Genomic DNA, 7,365 nt, shown 5'->3' on the forward strand with positions numbered 1-7,365 from the left:
GACATATATATAGCAGTTTACTATCTTTTTTGACATCACTTTTACTATCGTTTTCAGCCGATTACAGGTAGTTCTCCGAAAGGATACCGGGTCTAGATCAACTGGCAGAATCTCCGGGGAGCGAGGCGGTTCACGTTGATGCGCCTAACGGGCCGGGCCTTTAGATTACCCCTACAGCGCAATAGCCCGGCCCTGTTGAGCCTTTTCTGCCTCCGGCAAAATCTCGCAGTTATCCCAGATGCCCGTCAGCAGCGTCTGGGCGTAGGAGGCGGGAAGTTGATTAACCATCATTGACCGGTGGGCCGCCTGGTTATCATAGGTAAAGGAATGAAAGGTATAGGTGAAGCGGCCATCGGTGTCCTCCAGCAGCAAATACCACACGCGGGAAGTGCCATCATTGGCGGGCATGCCAATGACGCCCGCATTGAGCCAGTACTGACCAACCCCCGCCTCTGACGCTCGCCTGTCAGCAAAAGGCAGCCCGGCGTGGCCAGCCAAAATCACCTGGGCCCCAGTGGCGGCAAAACTGGCTTCTTTCACCGGCCAGGGCGTTGAGCCAAAGACAAAATCAGCAATACCCCTAGCCGACCCGTGTAGCACCGTCACCGCCTTATCCGCGTAGCGGAACGACAGGTGGAGGGGCAGGGTGCTCAAAAAGGCAATTGCCTCAACCGACAGGGCTTCAGCTGCGTAGGGAAACCAGGTCCGGGAAAGTACGTCACATCTCCCGCCCTGGGTAAAATTGCAGCCGCAGTCATCCTCACCCCGAATGATATTCTGCTCCACGTTACCCTGGATGGCCTGAATACCCCATTCTCTGACCAGTTGAACCGACTCCTCGGGCTGGGCGCAGTAACCGACAATATCACCGGTACAGAAAATGTTCTCAGGAGGAATCCCAAGCTGGTCGGCAATGGCCCTGAGCGCTTCCAGCGCCTGTAGATTGGAGTAGGGACCACCAAATACCAGTAGCCTGCCACGGCGGGTGCCCAACTCCTGGGCAGCAAAACGATCAGTCATGGGTCTTGGGTTGAAACAGCAGCGCGCTGCCCGCGAAAACCAGAAAACAATAAGCCGTTGTAATCAGGTTCACACTGAGCAGCGATCCGTATGCACCGCCACCCAGCCGCCAGGATTCAGGCAGGGGAAAAAACGTCAGAAAACCACCCAGTAGTAGCCCACCCACCACTGACAGGTGAAACGTCAGGCGCGGCACGCGGACATTCCAGCACAAAAAGACCGGGGCCAGACCTAGCACCAGCGTGCCGCTGATAGTGGTGGCCGACAAAATAGCCGGGTCGAAAAACACCGGGATCGTACCTAGCACTGCCAGCACAACCATGGCCCACCGCCCCCGCCTGACGCTGGGCTCGGCGGCCCGGCTCAGGTCGATGCTGATAAGCTTGGAGAAGGAAGCCATAGCCGAGTCCAGCGTCGCCGAGGCCGAGGTGACCATGATCAAATTCATCATTAGCAGCATCGGCACACCCACGTACTGGGCTACGGCCACCGGCGCTTCACCTGTCAGGGCGTTGAGCTTGGCAAAAATACCCACAAAGCTAAAGAAGATAATGCAGGCTGAGCCAATGGCTCCCGCCCAGAGGTAGGCCCTTAGCGTAGTGCGCGTATCGGAGATAAAGCCCCGGTCGGTCAGCACAGGGTCATGAAAGGGATAGCTAAAACACTGCACCAGCGCCACCAGCAGCAGATCGCCCCCCTGATTCAACTCCCACCGTCCACTGCTTACAAAGGGAGTCAGGCTTCCGCCGTAGTGGGGCAGAATAAAGCCCAGAATCACCGTCAGCAGCGCCACAAAGAGCGAGAGTTGAATCACGTCGGTCATGATCGAGCTGCTCATGCCACCCTTGAGCGTGTAGGCCAGCGTAAGGGCGGTGAACACCAGGATGGCCATGTAGTAATCGGTAGAGCCCTGGGGACCAAAGTACGAACCGATCACGATGGTATTCGACCAGATTTCGTTGTAGAGCCGGATCATAATCAGCACCGTAAAGACCACCACCGCACTGGCCCCGAATTTGGACTCCAGAAAGTGATGAATACTGCGGTAGCCACCCTTGTTACGCATCGATACAATCACAAAACCCGCCACCAGAAACGACAGGTAATAGCCCGCGTAGGCCACCCCGCCCACCAGTCCGAAGCGTTGACCCAGGTTGGCGGCGTTGGTAATGGACTTGGCAAACAGCCACGAGATGACCAAACTACTCGTCAGAAAAACGGTGTTGGGCGCCCGCTCGTTGCGGGCACCTCTGAAGAACTCGGCCGCCGTGCGGGCCAGAGGCGAGACAAAAAACAGGGTGATGCTGGAGGCTAGCACCAGCGCCCACTGCAACAGAGTGGTAGACATGAGAAAGGATCAGCGGGTAGCCCACCAAACGGGTACATTGATGCTGTTGTTCTGGGTTTTGTCCGCGACTTTTTTGTACTGTACTGCATTTAGTGCACTCTCGGTACCGGGGTAGGGCATGCGGAGGGGAATCAGGCCGTTGTTGAGACTGGCCGAAATCGGCTTCAGAGGGGGGAAACCAGTCCGGCGGTACTCAGTCCAGCCTTCGTAGGCATTGCTGATGTTGGCCAGCCACTTCTGGGTCAGAATCTGCTCGATCGGGTTCTGTCCGTTCTGGGCGTAGGCTACCCTGGTGCTGCTCAGGTAGCTGGCCGGTAGCGCCGTACGCCAGTAATCGAAGGCCTGGGTAATGCCCCGCTCATACCACTCCTTGCCCGAGGCTGCTACCAGGCCCCGCTGGGCGGCTTCGGCCAGCCAGAAGCTGGTCTCGTAGGCCGTCATATAATTAGCATACAGCTTGTCTGACTCTTCCCGAAAGATGGTTCCCGTCAGCGAATAATCGGCCACTGAAATCGAGAGTTTTGAGGCGTCAGGACCGTTGAGCAGTCCTTTGTAAGTTCCTGGCTTGGCCGAGGTTGGCCGGAAGTAAACCTGCACGCGTGGGTCACCCAGTCCGGCCAGCAGTTCCTGACTGGTCAGCGACATGATAAACAGGTTATAGTCGCCGATGCGGGCCGTTGACATGCGGAAGTTGTTGGGCTGGGAAAGCGAGAAGCGGTAGACGGCGTTATCGGTATTGGCCTTGATAAAGTTGCCCTCCGTCACTACTTTCTGCAAGGCCTGCTTCACATCTACCTTGCCCGAAATGCGCATCAGTGCCTTAATCTTCAGCGAATTGGCAAACTGGATCCACTTGCTGCGGTTACCACTGTAGAGAAGATCGCCCTCCAGGGCGGTGGCTCCTTGGTAGGCATTGATCGAGCTAATCCCCTTGTCAAGGTTATCCAGAATGCCGCCCGGGGCGGTATAGATAGCCTCCTGGGTGTCATAGGCGGGCGCGACCACCCCCGCCTTCCCCTGCAGGGCCTCGCTGTAAGGCACATCGCCGTAGAGATCGGTGAGCACCGCCGCCATGTAGGCTTTCAGGATCAGGGCTGGACCTTCATAGACCCCAAAGGCCCCGTTGGCACGGGACTTTTGCAGCAAAATCTCGTTATCCCGCAGGTTCGTGTAGATAAAGGGCCATGGATTGCCGCCGTACTGGGGCTCACTTAGGCTATGCCGGTCGAAGAGGTTGAAGTCAATAGCCGTAAAATACTGCCCCAGCAAATTGCCCGCCACAAAGGATTCATAGGACATCTGCTCGCCGTAATCGAAAATGATCTTGCGCAGCAGCAGCGAGGGCTGCACGTCAACCGGTGCGTTGGGGTTGGTGTTGATTTCCTTGAAATCCCCCGTGCAACTAGGCAGCATACTAGTTAGAGCAAACAGCAGGAGGGTAGAATAGACAATGCGTTTCATAGTCAGTTGGGTATAGCCCGGCGGGCCGGTGGTCCCTTGGCAGGACTTAAAAGGTTACGCTCAGCTTTACGCCCAGGCTGCGCGAGGTAGGATAGGTCATGTCCTCGACGCCCGTTTGCAGCTGGTTTTGCTGAAATGAAGTTTGTTCGGGATCAAAGTGAGGGATGTGCGAGAGGGCCAGCAGGTTACGGCCGATCAGTGCGATGGTCAGCCGCTGCATGCTCAGTCTGCGGGCTAGCCCACTGGTTTGGGGCAGGGTGTACCCAAGGCTCATCTCCCGTAGCTTGACGTAGGAAGCATCGTAGGTGTTGTTCTCCTCGTTGTTGCGGTCGTAGTACATCCGGTAGTAGGTCTCGGCCGGAATGGCCTGGGCATTGGGCTGATAGGCTGGCTTGTCGGCAGTGCCGGTGTTGACCACCCCTTTGGCCACAATACCGCCCGCAGGACGATCAGCCGTTTCCATCAGCTGCCCAGCCACTCCCGCCAGGGCCAGCGTGCGCGAGACCAGGATGCCGCCCTGCCGCCAGTCGAGCAGAAAGCCCAGGCTCCAGTTCCGGACGGTAAGCTGGTTGGACAGACCCACCATAAAATCAGGGTTGTAATTACCCAGCTTCTTCAGCGTGTTGTCGGCAATGTACTGTCCGTTGCTGCCCACAATAAATTCACCCTGCGCAGTGCGCAGGTAACCCGTACCCCACATATCACCCATGCGGTCACCCTGCCGCACCTGGTACCAGACCGTCTGGTTCACGTTGTCATAGATGCGGTTGTAGCCCAGCGTCAGAGTGCCGACCTCGCCGGGCAGCGACATTACGGTGGTACGGTTACGACTAAAGTTCAGGCTTACATTCCACCGCAGGTGGCTGTTCTGAAGCGGCGTAGCCGTCACCACGGCTTCGATGCCCCTTGACCCTACCTCACCACCGTTGATGACCCGTTCGCTGTAGCCCGTTGGAACGGCGATAGGCACCGACAGGATCTGGTTGCGGGTGAGGGCCTGGTAGTAAGTCAGGTCGACACCCAGCCGGTCGCCGAAAAAGCGCACATCGGCCCCCACCTCAAGGGAGGTGATCGACTCGGGTTTCAGGTTGGTATTGGCAATAGCACTCTGGTCGCTGAAGGCGGGCTGGGAGAATACCGGGTTGCGGGCGTTGAAGACCCCCGTGGTCTGGTAGGGGCTAGTGTCGTTGCCCACGCTGGCGATACTGGCCCGCACTTTGGCAAACGAGAGAACCGGGGGTAAGCGAAACTGATTGGAAAGCACCCAACTGGCTGAGACAGAGGGGTAGAAGAAGGCCGTGTTAGCCGTCGATATAGGCGTTGCCAGGGCGCTGGACCAGTCATTACGCCCCGTGATGTCTACAAACAGCACGTCTTTATAGGCCAGCTTGGCCAGGGCATACAGGCTATTGATGCGCTTACGGGCGCTCTGCTGGTAGACCTCCACCGGCGAGGCGGCGTTGTTGAGCTTAAAGACCCCCGGTTGGGCCAGGGTCAGGGCCTGGTACTGATCAAAGGATGCCAGCTGATCCATGCGGTTGCCACCGGCCGACACATCGAGCGAAAGCGGCCCCAGGCTACGGGTATAATTCAGCAGAAAATCGGTATTGATTTCCCGGAAGAACACGGCGTTCTCGGCGTATGCCCCATTCTTGAAGCGGTTGCTACTAAAGGCTCGCCGAAACTGCCGATTCTCGGCCGAGTAGTCCATGCCACTGCGCACCATCAGCGTTAGGTTGGTGGCCAGCTCCCCAGTCACGGCCAGATTTCCGATGAGCCGGTCGCGGTTAAAGGAGTTGCGGTTTTGGTAGAGAGTGAAGTAGGGGTTATCAAAGTAGGTATAATTGTAAGAGAATTGCTGAAGTCCCTCCAGTCCCGGCTGCCAGTACTGCTTCATGGGATTCACGTCGGTCTGCCGACCCAGCCAAGCGCTAAGGGCGTAATTGATATTTTCCGAGCCATACTTGGTGGCGGGGCGGTTATCGCTGCCGGTGTTGATGTAGTTGATCGACGAGCTGAAGGTCAGTCGCCTCATGGGCTCAAACTGTAGCCGGGCGGCCAGCGTTTTTCGTTTCAGATCCACGCCCGGGATGGTCGACTCACTCGTCAGGTCGGTGTAGGAGAGCCGGTAACTTCCCTTTTCGTAGCTGCCCGAAATGGCCAGGTTATTAATGGCCGTGTGGCCGACCTGGTAAAAATTCTTTAAATTATCGGGGTGCGACACAAACGGGGTCGGAGTAATGGGAAGCCTGCTGTAGACCTGGGTATCAGCTCCGCGTACTACCCTGCCGTCGGGCAAATTCACGGGGCTGTCATACTGCGGAATCAGCAGCCCCGCATCAAGCCTGGGACCGTAACTGTAGGAGATGTTGTCGTTGACTCCCCCGCCCAGCCCATTGACGTAGGCGAAGGCTCCACTATTTCCTTGCCCGTATTGGTTCTGAAAACGGGGCAATTGAAACGGCCGCTCGGTATAAAAGGTGCTGTTGAAGCTTACGCCGATGCCTTTGCCCGAGGAGCCTTCTTTGGTCGTAATCAAAATAACTCCGTTGGCTGCCCGCGTACCGTAGAGGGCGGCCGCGCCGGGGCCTTTCAGCACCGACACCGTAGCCACGTCGTCAGGGTTGATATCCATGGCCCCGTTTCCGAAGTCGATTTCCTGAAACCCGTTGGCGTCGTCGTTGACCCGGTTAACCACCGTGGCGTTGTTGATCAGGATGCCATCGATCACAAACAGGGGATTGTTGTTGGTAAAGGAGGATTCACCCCGAATGGTGATGCGCGAGGAAGATCCCACGCCCGTCGAGCCGGAGGTAATCATCACGCCCGCTACCTTACCCGATAGGTTATCCAGAAAGTTAGGCGTTTTTACCTCGCTGAGCTGCTGCCCATCCACTTTCTGAACGGCGTAGCCCAGGCTCCGGGCGCTGCGCTCTAGGCCCAGGGCCGTTACGACAACCTCGTTGAGCGAAACACCGGCCACCAGCTTGACTGTCAGCGTGGTTTGACCCGCGTAGGGAAGCTCCTGGGCCTGGTAACCCAGGAAGGAGAATGTCAATGTATCGGCAGGCTGTAGATTGCTCAGCGTAAAGGTACCTGTGGCCGTGGTGAGCGTGCCCGCCTGCGTGCGCTTCACCTGGACGGTGGCCCCCACAATCGGTTGTTGTGAGGCCTGATCAAGGATTCGCCCGGTGATTTTCTGGGCTGAGGCCGTTAGGGCCAGTAAAGAACTGAAGGCAATTAGTACAAATGACCGCATAGAATGGGGCTTAGAGGCAAAATCTTGGTAATATACGCCGTAAGTGGGGCAATGGATGCCGGGCGAATCACGAATGGCTCTCCTACGGACCGCAGGGTAGGGAACAATTTGGGTAGCAATCAATTCCTTACCCGTACAGGCCGCTGGGTAAGAAATTAACCAGAGCCAACTCAATTAAGAGCGCGTAGGGTAGCTCATTCGAACGGGGGCCGGGGTTACTACGTCGCCAAAGCCCACGTCTATTTGCAGCAGCTGACGAATATTGCCCAGGCTACCT

The 7,365-nt window shown here is 57.1% G+C and carries 4 protein-coding genes; all 4 read right to left on the bottom strand.

Annotation, left to right across the window (positions count from 1 at the left end; genetic code table 11):
• Positions 1-171: 171 nt before the first annotated feature.
• From J2I46_RS32320 to J2I46_RS32335, 4 genes are read right to left on the bottom strand one after another with little or no spacing between them, the layout of a single operon-like run.
• Complete coding sequence (locus J2I46_RS32320) at positions 172-1,020, bottom strand: metallophosphoesterase family protein (protein WP_207333252.1); 849 nt, start codon at positions 1,018-1,020, stop codon at positions 172-174.
• Positions 1,013-2,368, bottom strand: a complete 1,356-nt coding sequence (locus J2I46_RS32325) for a sodium:solute symporter family transporter (protein WP_207333253.1) — start codon at positions 2,366-2,368, stop codon at positions 1,013-1,015. Before J2I46_RS32325 ends, J2I46_RS32320 begins: the two co-directional genes overlap by 8 nt.
• 9 nt (positions 2,369-2,377) lie before the next feature.
• Positions 2,378-3,829 (bottom strand): SusD/RagB family nutrient-binding outer membrane lipoprotein, encoded by a 1,452-nt coding sequence (locus J2I46_RS32330; protein ID WP_207333254.1) that lies wholly within the window; start codon positions 3,827-3,829, stop codon positions 2,378-2,380.
• A 46-nt stretch (positions 3,830-3,875) separates the two neighbouring features.
• Positions 3,876-7,088, bottom strand: a complete 3,213-nt coding sequence (locus tag J2I46_RS32335; RefSeq protein ID WP_207333255.1) for a SusC/RagA family TonB-linked outer membrane protein — start codon at positions 7,086-7,088, stop codon at positions 3,876-3,878.
• Positions 7,089-7,365: the final 277 nt, after the last annotated feature.

The sequence above is a fragment of the Fibrella forsythiae genome (assembly GCF_017353175.1).
Lineage (GTDB): Bacteria > Bacteroidota > Bacteroidia > Cytophagales > Spirosomataceae > Fibrella > Fibrella forsythiae.

Excerpts from the sequence above, each read along its gene's own strand:
- J2I46_RS32335 (WP_207333255.1), bottom strand. The coding sequence starts at position 7,088 with ATGCGGTCATTTGTACTAATTGCCTTCAGTTCTTTACTGGCCCTAACG.
- J2I46_RS32320 (WP_207333252.1), bottom strand. The coding sequence starts at position 1,020 with ATGACTGATCGTTTTGCTGCCCAGGAGTTGGGCACCCGCCGTGGCAGG.
- J2I46_RS32325 (WP_207333253.1), bottom strand. The coding sequence starts at position 2,368 with ATGTCTACCACTCTGTTGCAGTGGGCGCTGGTGCTAGCCTCCAGCATC.
- J2I46_RS32330 (WP_207333254.1), bottom strand. The coding sequence starts at position 3,829 with ATGAAACGCATTGTCTATTCTACCCTCCTGCTGTTTGCTCTAACTAGT.